Annotated in this window: 18 protein-coding genes; 5 read left to right on the top strand and 13 right to left on the bottom strand. The window is 66.4% G+C overall.

Going from position 1 to position 18,769, the window contains the following annotated elements; translation table 11 throughout:
- Nucleotides 1-84 precede the first annotated feature (84 nt).
- Nucleotides 85-1,671: a phosphoglycerate dehydrogenase gene (serA, locus tag ASD67_RS02725; protein ID WP_056343009.1), complete on the bottom strand. Its 1,587-nt coding sequence runs from the start codon at nt 1,669-1,671 to the stop codon at nt 85-87.
- A gap of 80 nt (nt 1,672-1,751) precedes the next feature.
- Complete coding sequence (locus tag ASD67_RS02720; protein WP_056343006.1) at nt 1,752-2,879, bottom strand: phosphoserine transaminase; 1,128 nt, start codon at nt 2,877-2,879, stop codon at nt 1,752-1,754.
- A gap of 207 nt (nt 2,880-3,086) precedes the next feature.
- On the opposite strand from ASD67_RS02720, the gene ASD67_RS02715 reads away from it, so the two are divergent.
- Nucleotides 3,087-3,752 carry an extensin family protein gene (locus ASD67_RS02715; RefSeq protein ID WP_082544814.1) on the top strand — a complete coding sequence of 222 codons (666 nt, stop codon included), beginning with the start codon at nt 3,087-3,089 and terminating at the stop codon, nt 3,750-3,752.
- 48 nt (nt 3,753-3,800) lie between these two features.
- Nucleotides 3,801-4,673: an LOG family protein gene (locus ASD67_RS02710; RefSeq protein ID WP_056343000.1), complete on the top strand. Its 873-nt coding sequence runs from the start codon at nt 3,801-3,803 to the stop codon at nt 4,671-4,673.
- A gap of 44 nt (nt 4,674-4,717) precedes the next feature.
- Here ASD67_RS02710 and ASD67_RS02705 read toward each other — a convergent pair whose 3' ends face one another.
- The gene (locus tag ASD67_RS02705; RefSeq protein WP_056342996.1) at nt 4,718-5,155 is read right to left on the bottom strand and encodes a c-type cytochrome; all 438 of its coding nucleotides are present in this window, start codon (nt 5,153-5,155) and stop codon (nt 4,718-4,720) included.
- Nucleotides 5,155-5,811 (bottom strand): c-type cytochrome, encoded by a 657-nt coding sequence (locus tag ASD67_RS02700; RefSeq protein WP_056343414.1) that lies wholly within the window; start codon nt 5,809-5,811, stop codon nt 5,155-5,157. The genes ASD67_RS02705 and ASD67_RS02700 overlap by 1 nt, the downstream gene beginning before the upstream one ends.
- A 168-nt stretch (nt 5,812-5,979) precedes the next feature.
- On the opposite strand from ASD67_RS02700, the gene ASD67_RS02695 reads away from it, so the two are divergent.
- The gene (locus ASD67_RS02695; RefSeq protein ID WP_056342993.1) at nt 5,980-6,870 is read left to right on the top strand and encodes a prephenate dehydratase; all 891 of its coding nucleotides are present in this window, start codon (nt 5,980-5,982) and stop codon (nt 6,868-6,870) included.
- On the opposite strand, the gene ASD67_RS02690 is transcribed toward ASD67_RS02695, so the two are convergent.
- The gene (locus ASD67_RS02690; RefSeq protein ID WP_056342991.1) at nt 6,867-8,108 is read right to left on the bottom strand and encodes a hypothetical protein; all 1,242 of its coding nucleotides are present in this window, start codon (nt 8,106-8,108) and stop codon (nt 6,867-6,869) included. The genes ASD67_RS02695 and ASD67_RS02690 overlap by 4 nt on opposite strands.
- A 67-nt stretch (nt 8,109-8,175) precedes the next feature.
- Complete coding sequence (locus ASD67_RS02685) at nt 8,176-8,853, bottom strand: CDP-alcohol phosphatidyltransferase family protein (protein WP_056342988.1); 678 nt, start codon at nt 8,851-8,853, stop codon at nt 8,176-8,178.
- Between the two features lie 187 nt (nt 8,854-9,040).
- On the opposite strand from ASD67_RS02685, the gene ASD67_RS02680 reads away from it, so the two are divergent.
- Nucleotides 9,041-9,673: a DUF805 domain-containing protein gene (locus ASD67_RS02680; RefSeq protein ID WP_056342985.1), complete on the top strand. Its 633-nt coding sequence runs from the start codon at nt 9,041-9,043 to the stop codon at nt 9,671-9,673.
- Nucleotides 9,674-9,677: 4 nt separating this feature from the next.
- Here ASD67_RS02680 and ASD67_RS02675 read toward each other — a convergent pair whose 3' ends face one another.
- The 5 genes from ASD67_RS02675 to ASD67_RS02655 form a co-directional block, all read right to left on the bottom strand.
- Nucleotides 9,678-10,181 carry a hypothetical protein gene (locus tag ASD67_RS02675; RefSeq protein WP_235535551.1) on the bottom strand — a complete coding sequence of 168 codons (504 nt, stop codon included), beginning with the start codon at nt 10,179-10,181 and terminating at the stop codon, nt 9,678-9,680.
- A gap of 2 nt (nt 10,182-10,183) precedes the next feature.
- A complete protein-coding gene (polA, locus tag ASD67_RS02670; protein ID WP_056342983.1) occupies nt 10,184-13,000 on the bottom strand; it encodes a DNA polymerase I in 2,817 nt (938 codons plus the stop codon).
- A 70-nt stretch (nt 13,001-13,070) separates the two neighbouring features.
- Nucleotides 13,071-13,724, bottom strand: a complete 654-nt coding sequence (locus ASD67_RS02665) for a TVP38/TMEM64 family protein (protein WP_056342980.1) — start codon at nt 13,722-13,724, stop codon at nt 13,071-13,073.
- Nucleotides 13,725-13,795: 71 nt separating this feature from the next.
- Complete coding sequence (gene purT / locus ASD67_RS02660; RefSeq protein ID WP_056342977.1) at nt 13,796-14,974, bottom strand: formate-dependent phosphoribosylglycinamide formyltransferase; 1,179 nt, start codon at nt 14,972-14,974, stop codon at nt 13,796-13,798.
- Between the two features lie 68 nt (nt 14,975-15,042).
- Nucleotides 15,043-16,278: an MFS transporter gene (locus ASD67_RS02655; protein WP_056342973.1), complete on the bottom strand. Its 1,236-nt coding sequence runs from the start codon at nt 16,276-16,278 to the stop codon at nt 15,043-15,045.
- Between the two features lie 145 nt (nt 16,279-16,423).
- On the opposite strand from ASD67_RS02655, the gene ASD67_RS02650 reads away from it, so the two are divergent.
- Nucleotides 16,424-16,900, top strand: coding sequence for a methylated-DNA--[protein]-cysteine S-methyltransferase (locus tag ASD67_RS02650; RefSeq protein WP_056342971.1), 477 nt, complete (start codon nt 16,424-16,426; stop codon nt 16,898-16,900).
- 13 nt (nt 16,901-16,913) lie between these two features.
- On the opposite strand, the gene ASD67_RS02645 is transcribed toward ASD67_RS02650, so the two are convergent.
- Together ASD67_RS02645 and ASD67_RS02640 are read right to left on the bottom strand one after the other, a co-directional pair.
- Nucleotides 16,914-17,504, bottom strand: coding sequence for a hypothetical protein (locus tag ASD67_RS02645; RefSeq protein ID WP_056342968.1), 591 nt, complete (start codon nt 17,502-17,504; stop codon nt 16,914-16,916).
- Between the two features lie 117 nt (nt 17,505-17,621).
- Complete coding sequence (locus ASD67_RS02640) at nt 17,622-18,494, bottom strand: helix-turn-helix transcriptional regulator (RefSeq protein WP_056342965.1); 873 nt, start codon at nt 18,492-18,494, stop codon at nt 17,622-17,624.
- Between the last annotated feature and the right edge of the window lie 275 nt (nt 18,495-18,769).

The raw sequence follows: 18,769 nt of genomic DNA, 5'->3' as shown, positions 1-18,769 counted from the left end.
GGGTGGTGCCGAAACACCGTGGAGGAGAGAGAGCCTGATTGGGCATCCCGGTCCACCCGACGCGGACTGGCAGGGCAGGAAGTCCTAGAACTTCAAACCCTTCACCGTCTTCACGCCGGGCAGCTGGCACAGCTGCCACAGCAGAGGTTCGGGCATCGGCGAGTCGAGGCTGAGCAGCAGCACCGCTTCGCCCCCGGCGGCACGGCGGCCGAGGTGGAAAGTGCCGATGTTGAGTCCGGCTTCGCCGAGAGCAGTGCCGATGCGGCCGATGAAGCCGGGCGCATCCTCGTTGACGATGTAGAGCATGTGGCCGTCGAGATCGGCCTCGACCTTGATGCCGAACATTTCGACCAGGCGCGGGTCGCCGTTGCTGAACAAGGTGCCGGCAACCGAGCGGTCGCCGTCGCTCGTCGCCACCGTGACGCGGACGAGCGTGTGATAGTCGCCGTCGCGATCATGACGCACTTCGCGCACATCGAGCCCGCGTTCGCGGGCGAGATGCGGCGCGTTGACCATGTTCACGCTGTCCGAATAGCGACGCATCAGGCCGGTGAGCACCGCGGCGGTGATCGGCTTGAGGTTCAGCTCGGCGGCGGCACCCTCGACCTCGACCGAGATCGTCGTGAGGTTGTCGTGCGCGAGCTGGCCGACGAGGCTGCCGAGCTTTTCGGCGAGGCTCATATAGGGGCGCAGCTTCGGCGCTTCTTCGGCCGAGAGGCTCGGCACGTTGAGCGCGTTGGTGATGCCGCCGGTGAGCAGATAGTCCGACAGCTGCTCGGCCACCTGGATCGCGACATTGACCTGCGCCTCGTCGGTCGACGCGCCGAGGTGCGGGGTGCAGATGAAGTTCGGGGCGCCGAACAGCGGATGATCGGCCGCCGGCGGCTCGGTCTGGAACACGTCGAGCGCGGCGCCCGCGACATGGCCGCTGTCGAGCGCGTCCTTGAGCGCCGCCTCATCGATCAACCCGCCGCGCGCGCAGTTGATGATCCGCACGCCCTTTTTCGCCTTGGCGATATTCTCGGCCGACAATATGTTGCGCGTCTGGTCGGTCAGCGGCGTGTGCAGCGTGATGAAATCGGCCTTGGCGAGCAGGGTGTCGAGATCGGCCTTTTCGACGCCGAGTTCGATCGCGCGCTCGGGGGTCAGGAAGGGGTCGAAGGCGACGACCTTCATGCGCAACCCCAGCGCGCGCTCGGCGACGATGCTGCCGATATTGCCGCAGCCGATCAGGCCGAGCGTCTTCGAGGTCAGCTCGACCCCCATGAAATCGTTCTTCGGCCATTTGCCCGCTTGGGTCCCCGCGTTGGCTTCGGGAATCTGGCGGGCGAGGGCGAACATCATCGCGATCGCATGTTCGGCGGTGGTGATGCTGTTGCCAAACGGCGTGTTCATCACGATGACGCCCTTCTTCGACGCCTCGGGGATATCGACATTGTCGACGCCGATGCCGGCGCGGCCGACGACCTTCAGGTTCGTCGCGGCGGCGAGGACGTCGGCGGTGACCTTGGTGGCCGAGCGGATCGCGAGGCCGTCATAGTCGCCGATCATCGCGATCAGCTCGTCCTTGGTCTTGCCGGTGATGACATCGACGTCGATGCCGCGTTCCTTGAAGATCGCGGCGGCTTTGGGGTCCATCTTGTCGGAAATGAGAACTTTGGGAGCGGTCATTTTATGTCTCCGTATCCCGGCGAAAGCCGGGACCTGTAGCGGAATGGGGAAATGGGCCCCGGCTGCGCCGGGGAACAGAATCAGGCGTTGAGCGAGGCGTAGGCCCAGTCGAGCCACGGCCCGAGCGCTTCGATATCGGCGGTATCGACGGTCGCGCCGCACCAGATGCGAAGCCCCGGCGGCGCGTCGCGATAGCCCGCGATGTCATATGCGGCGCCTTCGGCATCGAGCAGCCCCGCGAACTTCTTGATGAAGCCCTCGTCGGCGCCGGCGACCGACAGGCAGACCGAGGTCTTCGATCGGCTGGCGGGATCGGTGGCGAGGTGGCTCAGCCACTCGCGGTCTTCGACGATCTTGTCGAGCGCCGCGGCGTTCGCATCGCTGCGCGCCTTCAGCCCGTCGAGACCGCCGAGCGATTTCGCCCATTCGAGCGCGAAGATCGCGTCTTCGACCGCGAGCATCGACGGGGTGTTGATCGTCTCGCCCTTGAACACGCCCTCGGCGAGCGCGCCCTTGCTGACGAGGCGGAAGACCTTCGGCAGCGGCCAGGCCGGGGTGTAGGTTTCGAGGCGTTCGACCGCGCGCGGGCCAAGGATCAGCACGCCATGGCCGCCTTCGCCGCCGAGCACTTTCTGCCAGCTGAAGGTCGCGACGTCGATCTTGTTCCACGGCAGGTCGTAGGCGAACACCGCGCTGGTCGCGTCGGCGAAGCTCAGTCCTTCGCGGTCGGCGGCGATCCAGTCGCCATCGGGCACGCGGACGCCGCTGGTGGTGCCGTTCCAGGTGAAGAGAACGTCGTTCGACCAGTCGACCTGCGTCAGGTCGGGAAGCTGGCCGTAATCGGCACGGATGACGGTCGGATCGAGCTTGAGCTGCTTTGCGGCATCGGTGACCCAGCCCTCGCCGAAGCTCTCCCAAGCGAGCGTCGTCACAGGGCGGGCGCCAAGCATCGTCCACATCGCCATTTCAAAGGCGCCGGTGTCGCTGCCCGGAACGATGCCGATGCGGTGGGTGTCGGGAAGCTGCAGCATCTCGCGCATCAGGTCGATGCAAAGCTGCAGGCGCGTCTTGCCGATCTTGGCGCGATGCGAGCGTCCCAGCGATTCGGTGTTGAGTTTTTCGAGGGACCAGACCGGCGGTTTGGCGCAGGGTCCGGAGGAGAAAAACGGGCGCGCAGGGCGCAATTCGGGTGTCGGCACTTCAGTCATGTTAGTCTCTCCTTGCAGAGAGCTCGCGCGGCGTTGGGACCGCGTGGCCCGGCGCCGCGTTTAGGGAGCGCCGCGTAACTGTCAAACAAATTGCGCCGCCCGGGCGAAATTATCGACGAGCCGATGCCGTGCTTTAAGACTTGTTAACCATGGTGTCGGTAAATTGACGCCATGGCGAAACTCCCGCTTCTCCGGCCCCATATCCTGATGGCGATGATCGCGGCCCTGTCGCTTTCGGCCTGTTTCGGCAGCCCCGACGTGATGAAGCGCAGCGATACGCAGCGCCCGTCGGCGGACACGCCCAAACGCCCGCAGATGACCTCGGCACCGTCGTTCAACAGCCCCGAGGCGCGGCAATGCGCGGTCGACCTGAAGCAGGCGGGGGTGAAGTTCACCCCGCTGCCCAATCAGGATCATGGCGGCGGGTGCAGTTCGATCGATGCGGTCAAGCTGCTCGACATCGGCACCCCGACGACGAACCTTGGTGCGATGACCTGTCCCTTGGCGCGCAACTTCGCGGCGTGGGCGCAATATGCGGTGAAGCCCGCGGCGCGGAAATATTTCGGGCAGGAGGTCGTCAAGATCGAGACCTTCGGCACCTACAGCTGCCGCAACATTTATGGCGGCCGTTCGGGCCGGCTGTCGCAGCATGCCTATTCGAATGCGGTCGACGTGTCGGGCTTCGTGCTCGCCGACGGGCGGCGGATCATGCTCGACGGCGGGTGGACGGGCGACAAACCATCGCAGGACTTCCTACGCGCGTTGCACAAATCGGCGTGCCGGCGCTTCGGCACGGTGCTCAGCCCGGATTATAACGCCGCCCATTATAACCATTTCCACATGGATATGAGCGGCGCCGGATACTGCCGCTAGGGCGCCGCGCACTTGGCTTTCGCGGCGGAAACGGCTAGCCGTCCGCCCATGACAGAAGACAAACAACCCCATCGTTCGCGTTTCCACAAGGCCAAGGACGACGCGCAGTTCGCCAAGCAGGCGGTATCGACTCCCCAGACCCAGGACCCCGCCTATCGGCTGGCGTTCCAGGACACCGAATTTCTGCTGCGCGAGGATTTGCGTCCGGTGCGTTTCCAGCTCGAGCTGCTGAAACCCGAACTGATGCTCGACGCGGCGAAGATCGAATCGATGCTCGTCATCTATGGGTCGGCGCGCATCCCGTCACCCGACAATGCCCAGGCGGTGCTCGACGCGGCGCGGACGCCCGAGGAAAAGCGGATCGCCGAGCGGCTTGCCGCCAAGGCGAAATATTATGAAGAGGCGCGCAAACTGGCACGCATCGCCAGCCAGGTGCCGCCCGACAAGAATGGTTGCCGCAACTTCGTCGTTTGTTCGGGCGGCGGGCCGTCGATCATGGAGGCGGCGAATCGCGGCGCCGACGATGAAGGCAAGGAATCGGTCGGGCTCAACATCGTGCTGCCGCACGAGCAGGCACCGAACCGCTACGTCACCCCGGGGCTGAGTTTCCAGTTCCACTATTTTGCGCTGCGCAAGATGCACTTCCTGCTCCGCGCGCGCGCGGTGTGCGTGTTTCCGGGCGGTTTCGGGACGTTCGACGAGACGTTCGAGCTGTTGACGCTGATCCAGACCGGCAAGATCAAGCCGATCCCGATCGTCCTGTTCAGCCAGGAATTCTGGACCCGCGTCGTCAATTTCGACGCTTTGGTCGAGGAAGGCGTGATCAGCGCGCGCGACCTGTCGCTGTTCCACTTCGTCGAGACCGCCGACGAGGCGTGGGCGATCATCCAGGAATTCTATGCGAAGGTGGCGGCGGAGTAGGCCGCCCTTTCGTCGCCCCCGCGCAGGCGGGGGGCGCCAGCCGCCTATTTCTGCGCGTCCAGATACAGGATCAGCGCCTTGCGATCGGCATCGTCGGGAATGCCCGCGAACGCCATGCGCGTTCCGGGCACCGCCATCATCGGCTGTTTGAGATAAAGATCGAGCGCCGCGTCGTCCCAGATGCCGCCTTTCGCCTTCATCGCGGACGAATAGCTGAACCCGGCGTGCGAGGCGACCGCGCGGCCGACGACGCCGTGCAGATTGGGTCCGATGGCGTTGTTGCCGCCCTTGTCGATCGTGTGGCACGCGACGCAGCGCTTGAAGATCTGTTCGCCCATCGCCGCGGTCGGTTCGACCGTCGCTTCGGGGACCCCGGACGGCGCGTCCGGGGTTTCGGCGGCAGGCTTGTCGCCTTTCCCGCAACCCGCCAGCGCGCCCGCAAGCACGAGCGCGCCCGCCAGCACGACGGGCGCGAGACGCATTACTTCTTCGCTTCTGCCGGGGCGGGAGCGGCCGCGGCGCCTGCTGCCGGTGCAGCGGCGGCGCCCTTGTCGGCGGCGGGTGCCGCCGCGCCTTCGGCCGGGGCCGCAGCGGCGTCAGCTGCCGGAGCGGCTTCGGCGGCGGGCAGCGGAACGTTCGAACCCTGGGCGTTCAGATAGACGATCAGGTTCGCGCGATCTTCGGCGCTCGACAGGCCGGCGAACGACATTTTGGTGCCGCTCGCGAACTTGCGCGGGCTGGCGAGCCAATGGTCCATATTCTCGAAGGTCCAGGTGCCGCCGTGGCTCTTGAGCGCGTCGGAGAAAGCGAAGCCGCCCCGGCCGTGGCCGATTTCGTCGCCCACCACCGCATGGAGGTTCGGGCCGACGCCGTTGGCACCGCCTGCATTGATCGTGTGGCATGCGGCGCATTTCGCGAACACCGCCTCGCCCTTCGCGACATCCGCCGCGGCGAGCAGGTTGGGAAGCGGGACGGCCGATTCGCCGCCGCCGGCACCGCCTTCGGCGTCCTCGATCGGATAGCCTTCCTTTTCAGGATGATGGTCGGCGAACACCATGCCCGACCCGATGGTCAGACCAAGCGCGCAAATGCCCGCAAAGAGCACCCAGCCGGCGATGGTATTGTTGCGATTGTCCATGCTTTGCAGCCCCGTTCGCTGGCGCCCGCCCATGGACGCTCATATCTGATTTGGACGCTCCCTTACTGGTGCGCGCACGGCGGCGCAAGGGGATGAAAGGCTCTTCACGCCGGTTGCGCGAAAAGGCCCGCGCCGCTATGCGCGCGGCCTCCACGCGGGAAGGCACATATGGGCAGTTATTCGGCATCGGCGCAGGCATTGGTCGACGAAATGAAGGCGGCGGCACTCGCCGAACCGGCGCGTGGCCTTGCGTTTCAGGGCGCGCCGGGCGCCAACAGCGACCTCGCGGCGCGCGAATATGACCCGAATTCGCTTCCCTTGCCCTGCTATTCGTTCGAGGACGCGATCGAGGCGGTGCGCGACGGGCGCGTCGACCGCGCGATCATCCCGATCGAAAACAGTCTGCACGGCCGCGTCGCCGACATCCATTTCCTGCTCCCCGAATCCGGCCTGTCGATCGTCGGCGAGCATTTCCTGCGCATCCGATACGGTCTGATGAGTCGCGACCTCGGCCCGGTCACGCGCGCGATGAGCCATGAACAGGCGCTGGGGCAGTGCCGCAAATGGCTGCGCGGCAACGGCATCGACCCGGTCGCGCACAGCGACACCGCGGGCGCCGCGGCGTGGGTCGCCGACAGCGACGAGGTCGGGCTTGCCGCGCTGGCACCGCCGCACGCTGCCGACCTCTACGGGCTCAAGCTGCACGAGACCGGGATCGAGGACGCCGACCACAATATGACGCGTTTTGTCGTGCTGGCGCGCGAACCGCTGACCGAACTGCCGCAGGACGTGCCGCTGATGACGACCTTCATCTTCGAAGTGCGCAACATTCCCGCCGCGCTCTACAAGGCGCTCGGCGGCTTCGCGACCAACGGCGTCAACATGACCAAGCTCGAAAGCTATCAGGTCGGGGGCAGTTTTACCGCGACGACCTTTTATGCCGACATCGTCGGGGCGCCGGGCGAGGAACGCATCGATCGCGCGCTCGAAGAACTCGATTTTCAGACCAAGACCCTGCGCCTGCTCGGGATCTATCGTCAGGCGCGCGCGCGCACCTAACGCGCCTCGAAATGCGTCGCGGGTTTCGCGTCGCGCGTCGTGACCAGATAGTCGTAACCGAGCAGCATGAACCGCGGAAAACTTGGCAATTCGCGCAGCGCCTTGCCCTGCAGTTTGTGGCGCAGCGGCGCGAGCGGGATCAGGACATGGCCCGTCGCGGGCAGGCTGTCGCGGGCGATGCCCGCGGCGTCGAGGATCGGACCGATCGCCTCGTCCTCATAAGGTACGACGGCGGTGAAGGCGGTGGGCGACGGCTTCACGGTGCGGACCATCCCCGCCAGCGGCACATAGGCGATGTGAATCGACGTCTTGCCATTCGCGGCGGCGAGGCCGGGCAGCAGCGATCCGATATCGTAGATCGACGTCGGCGTCGTGCCGCGTCCCATATGATAGGCGCCCATCTTGAACAGCACCGTCGGTGCGTTCGGCGCCGCGCCGCGCCAGGCGCGCAGGAAATAGCCGCGCATCAAGGCGGCGCGGACCTCGTTATTCTCCAGATAGCGTCCGCTGTCGTTGAGCTGGTAGATCGCGGCGCTTTTCGCGAGCGCGTCGACGATCGCGAGCGCCTCGACATCGCCGGCGAAGCGCGACCTGAGGTCGGCGAAACCGGCGGGGGTGGTCGTCTGGAGCATGATCGCGTCGAACCGGCCGGCGCCGAGCGCGGTCTTGTCCTTGTCGCGCCACCCTGCGAGCAATTCCGTCGTCGCCTTGTCTTTCGCGCGCTCGGCGAGCAGATCGAGCAGGATCGTGGGCGATCCGACGAATTCCTGGTCGATGCCCCACAACCGGTCGTTGGCGGCGAAGGGCGCGGCGAGTTTCGCATCCTCGACGTTCGATAGGAAGGGCATAGCAAAGGGCCGTCCGGCGAGCGATTTGCCGAGTGCGTCGGGTCCGCCGTCGCGCAGCGTCTGCCCGGCCCAGCGGGTGGTGACCGGGCCGACCTCGACCGCGTGATAGAGCGGCGCCGCGCCGGGCAGCGCGGCGACGTCATGCGCCAGCGCCATGCCGAGTTCGGGCGATCCCGCAAAGCCATGATCCTCGCCGAGCGCGATGAACTGGACGTCGGCGAGTTCGGCGCGCAGCCGATCGCCGCCGGGACCCGACAGGCCCTCGGCGGAAAAGGCGATCGGCAGGATTTCGACCGGCTCGGGCGCGGATGCGGCAGGATCGGCGGCGGCGGACGCGAACGGCAGCGCCGCGATCCATGCGGCGGCCAAGGCGGTTTTCCAGAGATTCATGTCGCCCTCCTCTTTTCGGCTAGCTGTATTATTATGACAATACAGTCAAGCGAAAAGGCAGGCGGGTTCAGTCGCGGCGGTGGGCCAGCTGGCGCGCGGTGGCGAAGCTTTGCGTCACGAACAGGGTGACGAGGATGCTGGAGATGGTGAGCCCGAAAAGATCGAAGGGCGAGAAATTGGTGTGCCAGACATCGGCGCCGCCGACGATCGGCATCAACCCGGTCATCGCGATCAGCATCAGCCGCAATTCGGTCGGGCCGCCCGCCATGTAGGAGAGGCGGAATTCGCCGACGACCTTGGCGGCGAGGAAGCTGTGGATCGCCAGCAGCAGATATCCGATCACCGCGATCAGCGCGACGTCGAAGCGCATATAGGGGCTGAGCCCGATGCTGCCGACCATCAGGAAAATGGCAAGGCCGTCGACGCTATGATCGACGAAATAGCCATAAGAGGGGCGCTCGATCCGGCGCCAGCGCGCGAGGCTGCCGTCGAGCGAATCCCCGAACCAGTGGACGACATAGCCGGCCACCGACAGCGAGAGCCACGCCGGGCCGAGCCAGCTCAGCATATAACCCATCGCGACCATCACCGCGCCGAGGAAGCCCAAGGTCGTCAGCTGGTCGGGGGTGACCCAGCCGGGAAGGCGCGGGCAGATCCAGTTGAGCAGGCGGCGTTCGCCGCGCGCGAGGATATTCTGCTGGATGCGGACCGGAGGGGTCGCCGCCTGCGGGGGAATGCTGCTCATGTCGGCCTTTCGTCGGGGGCTGTCACATCTGTGTCAGCCAGACGTCACGCGGGCGTCATAGGCGCAATTTCGCAGGGGGGAAAGGGCGCGACCATGCAGCCCGGCTTCGCGGCGGGGCGGATGGACGCGGCATATGCTTGGCGCGCCGTCGCCGAACGGCTATCCGGAAAGCCGAAGGGGGAGACAAATGGCCGATATTTCAATCGGGAGGATCGTGCGGCGCGGGGTGGCGGGGACGATCGATCCCCGCGGGCGCGACGACCGGGTCCAGTTCTGGATCTATTTCGCCATCGTCCTTGCGCCGCTGATCGCGGTCCAGATGATCGCGCAGGTCGTGCTCACCTTTCCGTCGATCGACCTGCAGGGCGCGATGCAGCCCGATTATGATGCCAGGGCGGCCAATCTGAAGATGATGACCGAGATGTTCGAGGGCATGATCGCGTCGATCTACATCGCGGTGGCGATGCATGCGGTGGCCACGCTGCTGTTGCTGACGGCGACCGCGCGCCGCCTGCACGACCGGGGGCGCAGCGGGCTGTTCGCATTGATCCTGCCGCTTGCGGCGGTGGTGACGGGCATCGATCAGGCGCGTCGCACCGAGCATATCCTGAGCATGATGCCGAAACTGTCGGCGGAACTGGCCGCGCAAAGCGGCCCGCAACAGCCGGGCGACATTTTCGGGCTGATCGCGAAGATGCAGCCCGACGCGTCCGGGGCGAGCTGGGCGGCGATCGTTGCCGGCCTCGCGATGCTCGTGCTGGTGATCGAACTGCTGCGGGCCGGAACGCCGGGTCCCAACCGCTTCGGGCCGCAGCCCTGAGGCGTCAATCCTGCCAGGGGCCGATTTCGCCGACGTCGCCGATCACGCGGTAGCGCACCGCGTCGCCCTGCCAGGCGACCTCCCACATCGGCGCGGGGCGCGCCCATTCGCCGATCACGAACAGCGGAATCCGGTTCGCCGCGACGAAGGCGAGATCGTCGGCGGTCGGGCCGGGGACGACGGTTTCGGAGCGCTGGTGCAGCCGGACGACCGCGATCGTCCCGGCGGGCGGCGCGGGCAGCGACTGGCGCACCGGCATCGCGAGGCTGCCGCCGATGTCGGGGTGGCCATTGCGGTCGCGGTTGAGCAGCAGGATCTTGTCGGCGGTCGGATAGGGGCCACCGACGGGGCGCCCGGCAACCTTGCGGCCATTGAGTGCGGCGAACAGGCGCATGTCCTCATCGGCGATCGCGGGGATGGCGGCGGGCTGCGGTGCGGTTTCCACAACCGGCGGCGGGACCACCGCCGTACCATCCTGAAGCAGCAACGCGGCCGCCAGCGCGAGCATCTTCAATGCGCTTCGCCCCAGCTCTTGCCGGTGCCGATTTCGACCTCCAGCGGGACCGAAAGCGTCAGCGCGGGTTCGGCGGCGCCCATCATCACCCGGCGGATGACGTCGCCCGCCGCGGCGGCCTTGTCCTCGGGCGCTTCGAAGACGAGTTCGTCATGGACCTGGAGGAGCATTTTCACGTCGGACAGGCCGGCCTCGGCGAGCGCGGCGGGCATGCGCGCCATCGCGCGCTTGATCAGGTCGGCGCTGGTGCCCTGGATCGGCGCGTTGATCGCGGCGCGCTCGCTGCCCGCGCGCTCGTTCTGGCTTGCCGCCTTAATCCGCGGGAACCAGGTCTTTCGCCCGAACAGCGTCTCGGTATAGCCCTTGGCGCGGACGCTCTCCAGCGTGTCGGTGATATAATCGCTGATCCCCGGGAAACGCTCGAAATAGCGCGCGATCAGCGCTTGCGCCTCGTCGGGCGTGACCTCAAGCCGGCCGGCGAGACCCCAGCGCGAAATGCCGTAGAGGATCGAGAAATTGACCGTCTTGGCCTTGCCGCGCGTGTCGCGGTTGCTTTCGCCGAACAGCTCGATCGCGGTCGCGGCGTGGATGTCCTGCCCCTGCGCAAAGGCTTCCTTCAGTTCGGGTACATCGGCCATATGCGCGGCGAGGCGCAGTTCGATCTGGCTATAGTCGGCCGCGATCAGGACATGACCCGGCGCGGCGATGAAGGCGTCGCGGATCTGGCGCCCGGTCTCGGTGCGGATCGGAATGTTCTGAAGGTTCGGATCGGTCGACGACAGCCGTCCGGTTTGCGCGCCGACGAGGCTGTAACTGGTGTGGACGCGCCCCGTCTTCGCATTGATCTGCTGCTGCAAGGCGTCGGTATAGGTCGACTTCAGCTTGGCGAGCTGGCGCCATTCGAGGATTTTGCGCGCGATCGGCACGCCGTCGCGTTCGAGCCGTTCGAGCTCGTTCTGGTCGGTCGACCAGTCGCCCGACTTGCCCTTGCGTCCGCCCTTGAGGCCGAGCTTGTCGAACAATATTTCGCCGAGCTGCTTGGGGCTGCCGATGGCGAAGGGCTGGCCCGCGAGGGTGTGGATTTCGCCCTCGATGCGCAGCATTTCGGTCGCGAACTCGCCCGACAGCTTCGCCAGATAGTCGCGATTGACCATGATCCCGGCGCGTTCCATCGCCTCGACGATCGCGGCGAGCGGGCGGTCGACCATTTCGTATACGCGGGTGCCGCCTTCGAGCGGCAGGCGGAGCTTGAGCAGCTTCCACAGGCGCCATGCGACCTCGGCGTCTTCGGCGGCATATTCGGTCGCGCGGTCGAGCTGGACCTCGGCGAAGCTGATCTGCGACTTGCCGGTCCCGCACATCTCCTTGAAGGTGAGGCAGATGTGATCGAGGTGGAGCTTCGCCAGCTCGTCGAGCCCGTGCTGATGCTTGCCCGCGTCGAGCGCGAAGCTCATCACCAGCGTGTCGTCATAGGGCGCGATCACGATGTCGTGCTGCGCGAGCACACCGATGTCATATTTCAGGTTATGGCCAACCTTGAGCACCGCATCGTCGGCGAACAGCGGGCGCAGGCGATCGAGCGCTTCGCCTAGGGGAATCTGGTCGGGCTTTTCGGCGAACATGTCGGTGCCGCCATGGCCGAGCGGGATGTAGCAGGCCTTGCCGGCACCGGTCGACAGGCTGACCCCGACAAGGGTGCCCGTGACGCTGTCGAGGCTCGCGGTTTCGGTGTCGACCGCGACGACATGCGCCGCTTTGGCCATTGCGATCCAGCGGTCGAGCGCCTCGATCGTCGTCACCGTCTCGTAAAGCGAGCGGTCGATCGCCGGCATCGGGGGCAGGGTCGGGGTCGAGGGTGCGCCAGCGGGAACCGGCGCGGGGGCCGCGCCCGCGCGCGGCAGCGTCGGCGGGCCGCCGGGGGTCGCGCCGAGATCGAGCTTCGCCGACAGCGAGCGGAAACCATGTTCGTCGAGGAAGAGCTTCAAGGGTTCGGGCGGGATCGCGCCGAGCTTGAGCTGGTCGAGCGTGTCGGGCATCGGCGTGTCGCGCTTCAACTCGACCAGGATGCGCGACAGCCGGGCCATATCGGCATGCTCGATCAGATTGTCGCGCAGTTTCGACGGCTTCATCGTCTCGGCACCCGCGAGCGCCTTTTCGAGGTCGCCATATTCGACGATCAGCTTGGTCGCGGTCTTCGGCCCGACCCCGCGCACGCCGGGGACATTGTCGACCGTGTCGCCCATCAGCGCGAGCACGTCGCCGACGAGGTCGGGGGTGACGCCGAATTTCTCGTTCACCGCGTCGAGGCCGAGGCGGACATTCTTCATCGTGTCGAGCATGTCGACCTGCGGCGCGTCGCCCGCCGGCTCGCGGATGAGCTGCATCAGATCCTTGTCGGAGGAGACGATGGTGACGTCCCAGCCAGCGGCGACCGCCGCCTCGGTATAGCTCGCGATCAAATCGTCGGCTTCGAAACCCTCAAGCTCGATACACGGCAGCGAGAAGGCGCGCGTCGCGTCGCGGATCAGCGGAAATTGCGGGCGCAGGTCCTCGGGCGGCTCGGGCCGGTTCGCCTTATACTGGTCGTAGATGTCGTTACGGAACGACTTGCTCGAGTGGTCGAGGATCACCGCCAGATGCGTCGGGCCGTCGGCGTCGTGCAGGTCCTTCGCCAGCTTCCACAGCATCGTCGTATAGCCATAGACCGCGCCGACCGGCGTCCCTTGCGGGTTCGTCAGCGGCGGCAGGCGGTGATAGGCGCGGAAGATGTAGCTGGAGCCATCGACCAGATAGAGATGATTCTTTTCCGACATGGCGCGGATGTAGCAGCGGCCGGCGGGGCGGCCTAGGGCGATGTTCCTGCTTTCTTCCCGGTCGCGCGCATCACCGGGTGCGCCAGCGCTCGATGCCTTGCCAGCTCAGCCAGAAGAGCAGGGGAAGGCCCACGGCACCAAGCATCAGCAGTTCTGTCGAGGCCTGCTCGATCGCTGCGGCCCCGATCGCCGCGAACAGCATCGCGACGCCGAGGTTGGCGAGCGCCATGACGAGCGCGAAGCGCGCGAAGGCCATGGCGGATACGCCTGCGGCGATCGCCATCACCTCGGCCAGGACCGGGACCGGTCGCGAAAGGATCAGCGCGATCGGCCCTGCGCGTTCGGCAAGGGCATGGGCCTTTTCGACATCGTCGGCGCCGAGCCAGCGTTTCGCGAGCGGGCGCGCCGCCCAGCGGCCGACGGCATAGCCGGCGAGGCTCGCCCCCATCAGCCCGAGCCAGATGACGAGCGTCCCGACCGGGAACCCGAAGGCCGCCCCCGCGAGCGTGTTGGTGACGCCGTTGGGCACTGGCAGGAACAGGTCGAGGGTAAGCGCGGCGATGATGAAGGCGGCGGCGGCGATCGGACGCTCGTCGGCTGCGGCAAGGACGGCATCGCTTGCCGCCATGAACTGGTCGCGAAAGATCAGCGGCAGGCCGATGATGAGGAACAGCAGCGCGACGATTGCGAGCCAGCGAAGGAGCGGGACAGGGCGCTTTGCCATGGCGCAGCTTAGCGCGCGGAGGATTCGATACAATCCTTCGTCATTGCTTCGCCGCGCTCGCAATGGCGGGGCTATTTATAGTCGATATGCAGCTTTGCCGCCGCCGCGACCGCGGCATCGCGCGCATCTTCGGTCGTGCCGCTCGCGACCTTTGCGAGCGCAACGCCCATGCGGCGCCAGGGGCGGGTGACGGGCTTGCCGAAAATGCGGGCGTCGACCGACGTTTCGGCGTCGGGCTGGGCCAGTGCTTCGGCGAGGCCGGTGATCGCGAAATCGCTCGCGTCGCGATCGGCCAGCAATACCGCGCTGGCGCTGGCATCGGACACCGCGATCGCGGGGATCGGCAGGCCGAGGATGGCGCGGGCGTGGAGGTCGAATTGCGTCAGCCGCTGCGAGATCAGGGTCACCATGCCGGTATCGTGCGGGCGGGGCGAGAGTTCGGAGAAGATCACCGCGTCGCCCTTGACGAAAAACTCGACCCCGAAAATGCCGTGGCCGCCCAGCGCATCGACGACCTTGGTCGCCATGTCCTGCGCCGATTGCAACGCGGCGGTCGACATCGCCGCGGGCTGCCAGCTTTCGCGATAGTCGCCGCGTTCCTGGCGGTGGCCGATCGGCGGGCAGAAGGTCACGCCATCCTTGTGGCGCACCGTCAACAGCGTGATTTCATAATCGAAGTCGATGAACGCTTCGGCGATCACGCGCAGCCGGTCGCCGCGCATGCCCGCGGCGGCATAGTCCCAGGCGGCATCGATGTCGGCGGCCGTCTTGACGGTGCTTTGGCCCTTGCCCGACGACGACATCACCGGCTTGACGACGAGCGGGAAGCCGATGCGGTTCGCGGCGGCGGCCAGTTCCTCGCGGGTGGTCGCATATTCGAAGGTCGAGGTGGTGAGCTTCAACTCGCTCGCGGCAAGATCGCGGATCGCGTCGCGGTTCATCGTCAGCTGCGCGGCGCGCGCGCTGGGGACGACATGGAACCCCTCGGCTTCGACCTCGGCAAGGATTTCGGTGCGGATCGCCTCGACCTCGGGGACGATATGGTCGGGGCGATGCTTTTCGATCGTCGCGCGCAGCGCGTCGCCGTCGAGCATCGAAAAGACTTCGAAGCTATCCGCGACCTGCATCGCGGGCGCGCCGGCATAGCTGTCGCAGGCGATGACGCGGCATCCGAGGCGCTTCGCCGAAATCACGAATTCACGCCCGAGTTCGCCCGAGCCGAGCAGCAAGATGGTGGCGGTGGGGGTCATGGCGCGCTCCGAAGAAAAGGGGATGTTCGCGCTCTAATAATGCACGCGGCGATTGGCCAGCCGATGAATCACAGATCGGCGGCGCGAATTTCGGGAATGAGTTTCCACCATAGCACGGCGCCCAGCGCGCCCAGCGCGGCGGCCGACGCAAAGGCCCAGCCATAGCCGCCAAGATAGTCGATGATCAGTCCGGTGACGATCGGTCCGACGATACCCGATACATTGCCCAGCGCATTTTGTACGCCGATCCAGCTTCCCGCGGCGCGCGGGCCGGCGAAGATCTGGCCGATCGCGAACAGGTTGGTCGCGATCAGCCCGGTCCCGACCCCGGCGAGCGCCAGCCAGGCGGCGAGGGCGAAAACATTGTCGCTGGCGCCGATCCCCGCGATCGCGGCGGCGGTCGACAAATGGCCTGCGATCATCAGCTTGCGGCGCAATTCGCCCTCTTCCGCGCCGCGCGCGACCATGCGGTCCGACAGCCATCCCGCGCCCAGCGCGACGACGCCTTGCGTCGTGAAGCCCAGCGTCGTCAGTGCGGTCATCTCGGGAATCGAATAGCCCTCGGTGTTGACGAGATAGAGCGGCAACCAGGCGAGGAGGAAGTAGAAGCCATAGTTGGAGAGGAAATGCACCGCCCCCATTTTCCACAGCGCCGCGATGGCGAGCAGGCGCGTCAGGGGGACGCGCTCTCCGGCGGCGGCGGCGATGCGCTTCGCGCGCAGCGGTGCCGAAGCGATCTGCCAGGGGATGAGCCAGAGCAAGGTTCCCAGCCCGAAAATCCAGAAGACCGGTCGCCATCCCCATTCGCCGAGGATCGCGCCGCCGAACAGCACCCCCACCGCCGGACCGAAGGCGAGCGCCGCGGAGACCGAGGCATTGGCGATGCCGCGGCGCTCGGCCGGAACCTCGGCGGCGAAGATCTTGCTGCTGCCCGGAAAGGCGATGCTCTCGCCCAGCCCGAGGAACAGCCGCAGCAGGATCAGCGACGCGAGCCCGCCGACGAACCCGGTCAGCGCGGTGCTGATCGCCCAGATCGCGACGCCGATCGCGAAGACGCGGTAGACGCAGAACCGGTCGCACAGCCAGCCGACGAACAGGCAGGCCGGCGCATAGACCCAGAAAAAGGCCGAGACCGCAAAGCCGAAGCCGGTCGCGGAAAGCTTCAGCTCTTCCTTCATCAGCGGCGCCGCAACGCCGATCGCGCCGCGGTCGACATAGTTGAGCAGGACCGACAGCGCGATCAGGACGACGATCCAGGTCAGCCGGACGGGGCTGTGCCGCGTGTCGCCGTTCGCTGTCGCCATATCCTGTCCCCCGCCCGGACCATGGGCTATCACAGCCGGTGAAAGAGGCTAGAAAATTCGGCGGGGCGATTGGGCGCAAGATACGGGACGCGCTTCGCCGCAATCCTCGCCATAGACCGAGCGTCACAGTTCAAGGAATGGCCGCATGACGCATGTTTTCAAAACCATCTGGTCGCCGGTCGGCGAACTGACCCTCGTCGCCGATGCCAACGGCCTCGCCGCGATCCTGTGGGAGAATGACCGGCCGGGCCGCGTCCGCCTCGGTCCGCTGACCGAGGCGCCGGATCATCCGCTGCTGGTCGAGACCGAACGCCAGCTCGGCGAATATTTCGCCGGCGACCGGCGGCGTTTCGACGTGCCGCTCTCCTTCGCCGGGACCGCCTTCCAGAAAAGCGTGTGGGCGGCGCTGCTCGCCATCCCGTTCGGCGAGACGCGCAGCTATGGCGAGGTCGCGGCGCAGATCGGCAAGCCCGGCGCGTCGCGCGCGGTCGGCGCCGCCAACGGCCGCAACCCCATCTCGATCATCGCCCCATGCCACCGCGTGATCGGATCGACGGGGAAACTCACCGGCTTTGCGGGCGGGATGGAAGCGAAACAATATCTGCTCGAACTGGAGCGATAGGCGCGTCATCGCCTCAATCGATCAGGCACACCGTCCCCGCCCAGATGCTGGTGACCAGCCCGTCGATTCCATCGATGTCGAGCAGGCCGACAAGGTCGCCGGTGCTGAACAACAGCCCGAGCGACGAATCCTCGACGTCGACCTTGTACGCGGCGTCGAGTTGCTGGCGCGTCGAGCCGACGCCGATGCCCTTCGCGGTGCGTAGCGGCGATTCGCCGCCGTTGATCGTCCAGCCGACGAACTTGTTCTCCTGAAAGGTCAGCTGGAGATCGTCCCTGTAGCTGGTGTAGTCGATTTTTCCGGCGCCGCATTCGGCGCTCGAACCCTTGCCCAGCTGTTCGCCCTGAACGGAGCCGACCATCCGTTCGGCACTGGCGCGCGGGATGCCAAAGGGAACCAGCCTGGCTTTGCCCGGTGGCGTTTCGACGATCGACAGCCCGTCGGGAGCCAGCGTCAGCGCGGCGGTGGTTTTGGCGGGCGCGGCCGTGGCGGCAGGCGCGGCGGCGGCGGTTTCGCCGGTCGTCCCCTCTGGCGTCTCCGTTTCGCTGGCCGGCGACGAACAGGCGGCCAGCATCGTCACGACCCAGACCCAGGCGGTTTTCATCGCGTCGCTCCCACTTATGATTTGGGACCTTTGTAACCCAGTCCTGTCGCAGCCGCGAGCGTTCGTCGAAGGCCTTGCCGATGGCGTCGATCCATCCCCGGCGCCGATCGCGGGTTTTTAATTGCTGCGCTGGCGCAGGCTTGCCGGGGAAAAGCCGAACCGGCTCTTGAAGGCGTTGGAAAGATGCGCCTGATCGGCAAAGCCGCAGCGGTGCGCGATGTCGACCAGCGCCGCGCCGCGGCGCGCCAGGTCCATCGCGGTCGACAGGCGGATGTCCTGCAGGAAACCGTGCGGGGTGACGCCGACCTCGCGCTTGAACTCGCGCGCGAAATGGGCGCAGGAATAGCCGAGGCGGTCGGCCATGTCCTGGACGCCGATCTTCGCCTCCAGATTGCCTTCGATCCAGACGCGCAGATCGGCGACCATATAGGGCGCGATGCCGCCGCGCGCCGATGCGGCGGGCGACGCGGGCGCGCGTTGGTGCATCGCCAGGATGAAGCTGTCGATCAGCGACTGGGCGAGCGCGCGATCGCCGCTCGTATCGCGTTGCTCGTGGCAGAGCTGCTCGATCAGCGCCTGGAACAACAGCGACAAAATCTGGTCATGATCCGACCAGCCCGCCGTGTCGTCGGAACCCCGCCGCGACCCCAGCGCCGGATGGTCGACGATCGCAAAGGCCCAGCGAGTCCACAGATCGTGCCGGATATTGAGCGGGGTACCCGCGGGATGGATGAACAATTGATGCGAGGGCAGGGTGGCGGGAACCCATCGGCCATTTTCGTGGATTTCGACCGCCAGCGGCTGCCCGGTGATCTGCATGCCGATCAAATGGCCTTGCAGCATCAGCGACCGGACGTCGCAGCCGCGATTGTGGCCGACCTCCAGATGCATCCCGCGCCAGCCCTTTTGCGACGAACAGCGTTCGACGACCAGGTCTGACTGGTGGCGCGCATAGATCGCGCGATCACTCTTAAAGAAGCTTCCCAGCATCCTTGCCTCCCGCGATGCCGTGCTTTGATGCGCGGTCGTCGACAGCTTATCACGCCCGGTCGGGCATGGAAAGATATCTAGTCAGTCGATTAATTAGCAGGATTCTACAAATTAGCAGGAATCGTCAAGAGCCGGGCGCGCAGCCTTCCTAAGAGCGGGTCATGAGACCGGCAAATTTCCAATCCCACCGCATGCCCGCAGCCCGCAATGCGCTGACCCATCTTGACCGCTTGGAGTCGGAGGCGATTCACATCATGCGCGAGGTGCTGGCGGAT

The sequence above is a fragment of the Sphingopyxis sp. Root1497 genome, assembly GCF_001427085.1.
Taxonomy (GTDB): domain Bacteria; phylum Pseudomonadota; class Alphaproteobacteria; order Sphingomonadales; family Sphingomonadaceae; genus Sphingopyxis.
Note: the sequence above shows the minus strand (reverse complement) of the source record. Positions and strands in the feature narration are given on the sequence as shown.

What these genes read in the sequence shown, in the direction of transcription:
- purT (WP_056342977.1), bottom strand. Translation starts at nt 14,974, where the DNA reads ATGACCCCCACCGCCACCATCTTGCTGCTCGGCTCGGGCGAACTCGGG.
- ASD67_RS02640 (WP_056342965.1), bottom strand. Translation starts at nt 18,494, where the DNA reads ATGCTGGGAAGCTTCTTTAAGAGTGATCGCGCGATCTATGCGCGCCAC.
- ASD67_RS02695 (WP_056342993.1), top strand. Translation starts at nt 5,980, where the DNA reads ATGGGCAGTTATTCGGCATCGGCGCAGGCATTGGTCGACGAAATGAAG.
- ASD67_RS02690 (WP_056342991.1), bottom strand. Translation starts at nt 8,108, where the DNA reads ATGAATCTCTGGAAAACCGCCTTGGCCGCCGCATGGATCGCGGCGCTG.
- ASD67_RS02675 (WP_235535551.1), bottom strand. Translation starts at nt 10,181, where the DNA reads ATGCTCGCGCTGGCGGCCGCGTTGCTGCTTCAGGATGGTACGGCGGTG.
- ASD67_RS02655 (WP_056342973.1), bottom strand. Translation starts at nt 16,278, where the DNA reads ATGGCGACAGCGAACGGCGACACGCGGCACAGCCCCGTCCGGCTGACC.
- ASD67_RS02720 (WP_056343006.1), bottom strand. Translation starts at nt 2,879, where the DNA reads ATGACTGAAGTGCCGACACCCGAATTGCGCCCTGCGCGCCCGTTTTTC.
- serA (WP_056343009.1), bottom strand. Translation starts at nt 1,671, where the DNA reads ATGACCGCTCCCAAAGTTCTCATTTCCGACAAGATGGACCCCAAAGCC.
- ASD67_RS02710 (WP_056343000.1), top strand. Translation starts at nt 3,801, where the DNA reads ATGACAGAAGACAAACAACCCCATCGTTCGCGTTTCCACAAGGCCAAG.
- ASD67_RS02685 (WP_056342988.1), bottom strand. Translation starts at nt 8,853, where the DNA reads ATGAGCAGCATTCCCCCGCAGGCGGCGACCCCTCCGGTCCGCATCCAG.
- ASD67_RS02645 (WP_056342968.1), bottom strand. Translation starts at nt 17,504, where the DNA reads ATGAAAACCGCCTGGGTCTGGGTCGTGACGATGCTGGCCGCCTGTTCG.
- polA (WP_056342983.1), bottom strand. Translation starts at nt 13,000, where the DNA reads ATGTCGGAAAAGAATCATCTCTATCTGGTCGATGGCTCCAGCTACATC.
- ASD67_RS02680 (WP_056342985.1), top strand. Translation starts at nt 9,041, where the DNA reads ATGGCCGATATTTCAATCGGGAGGATCGTGCGGCGCGGGGTGGCGGGG.
- ASD67_RS02715 (WP_082544814.1), top strand. Translation starts at nt 3,087, where the DNA reads ATGGCGATGATCGCGGCCCTGTCGCTTTCGGCCTGTTTCGGCAGCCCC.
- ASD67_RS02665 (WP_056342980.1), bottom strand. Translation starts at nt 13,724, where the DNA reads ATGGCAAAGCGCCCTGTCCCGCTCCTTCGCTGGCTCGCAATCGTCGCG.
- ASD67_RS02700 (WP_056343414.1), bottom strand. Translation starts at nt 5,811, where the DNA reads ATGGACAATCGCAACAATACCATCGCCGGCTGGGTGCTCTTTGCGGGC.
- ASD67_RS02650 (WP_056342971.1), top strand. Translation starts at nt 16,424, where the DNA reads ATGACGCATGTTTTCAAAACCATCTGGTCGCCGGTCGGCGAACTGACC.
- ASD67_RS02705 (WP_056342996.1), bottom strand. Translation starts at nt 5,155, where the DNA reads ATGCGTCTCGCGCCCGTCGTGCTGGCGGGCGCGCTCGTGCTTGCGGGC.